The sequence below is a fragment of the Marinisporobacter balticus genome (assembly GCF_004345705.1).
Lineage (GTDB): Bacteria > Bacillota > Clostridia > Peptostreptococcales > Thermotaleaceae > Marinisporobacter > Marinisporobacter balticus.
The window spans coordinates 1-1,478 of sequence record NZ_SLWV01000071.1; the positions used below are offsets into that span (position 1 = coordinate 1).

The window sequence follows — 1,478 nt, forward strand, 5'->3', positions numbered from 1 at the left end:
TTTATATAAAAATGAGCTCTAATGATAAAATTTATGGATTTTTAATGTATTGCATAAAAATTAAATTTTATACATTAGTTTCCGTGACTACTCAAATAATGAAATTTCTCTATTTTTAAATCCATCTAGATCCTTTATATTCACTAATAGTTTTTCCAGTCCAACTTTTAAAAGCCCGGGTGAAAGAATTAAATTCATCATAGCCCAATAAAAATGCGATTTCTTTTGTTGATACGTTCGTATTCTTTAGATATTTTTTTGCAAACTCCTCTCTCACAGCACTCAATTCTCCTTGAAATGTTGTATGTTCTGCTGCTAATTTACGTTGTATGGTACGTTTGCTTATTCCAATTTCATTGGCCAATATTTCTATACTCGCTTCCCCTGTAGGTAGCATTTTGGCTAAATTTGTTTTCACAACAAAAGCAAAACTATGGTCTTTTTTCGCCTGCTCTAAACGTTGATCTAGTCCTTTGAGATAAAAATCCCAAGCCCCTTGGTTCTTTGTCAAAAATTCCTGCTCTAAATCTTCTTTTTTAAATCGAATAATATTTTGATCACCTACTGCCGGTTTTACACCAAAAAAATCTTCATACTCTTGTTCTCGAATTTTTTCTGTACTTTGAACCAATACTGGCTTTATACTTTCTCTTGTGCCTATAGAAAGAATACGATTCATAAATATCATTTCAAAAGCGACCAATCCTAAGGGCAAATAATTATTTTCTTTGTCTGATTTTATGATTAAATCTACATACTCATCATGCATATTAAGTTCAAATATCATCGGTGCAACCAATATTTTATATTTTATAACTCGTTCCAATGCGGATATACCATTGTTACTTAAAAGTGCTACAATCAAAGCCGGACTGAACATTTCCGGTTGTATTGCCATTCCTGCTTGCAGTGGCAACATCATTTTCTCACCGTAATCCGTCAAAGTATCCCACATGCTATAATATTCATCTGTTGTAACCATAGGCTGTGGAAGGTCAAACAGATCATATGGCAGTTCTGCTTGTCTTAAAAACTCAGACAAATCAACCCCTAAATCTTTTAACAATAATTTGTAGTTCCCATCTAATAAAAATCGTTTTAAAGGCATCATCTAGCTACAATTCTCTCCTTTCATGATTAATTTTTTATTATTTTTATTGTGCTTATTTTAAGCTATTTAGTTAACATATTTATACATAAAGTTATATAATTTATAATAACAGATACAAGGCTAAAAATACACATCATATCACGACACAGAAACATCATTTCGTGCCAATATTTTCTATCGTTGAGACATTACTACTATATCTAAATAGCCCCACACGTTGAGATATAGTATATGGATTTTCTTTCGTTCCTACTAGTACATTATACTTATTAATTGTAGATTCTCAAATTATCCTTCTTCAATACAGCATAATTTTCTCAGATTATATAATTCGATAAGATTCTTTTACTGAAATAATTCTTTCATT

1 protein-coding gene is annotated in these 1,478 nt (G+C 30.7%); it reads right to left on the reverse strand.

Annotation, left to right across the window (positions count from 1 at the left end; all coding sequences use genetic code 11):
• Positions 1-115: 115 nt before the first annotated feature.
• On the reverse strand, positions 116-1,111 hold the full coding sequence (locus EV214_RS18540) for an AraC family transcriptional regulator (protein ID WP_132248493.1): 996 nt from the start codon (positions 1,109-1,111) through the stop codon (positions 116-118).
• Positions 1,112-1,478: the final 367 nt, after the last annotated feature.

What these genes read in the sequence shown, in the direction of transcription:
- EV214_RS18540 (WP_132248493.1), bottom strand. Translation starts at nt 1,111, where the DNA reads ATGATGCCTTTAAAACGATTTTTATTAGATGGGAACTACAAATTATTG.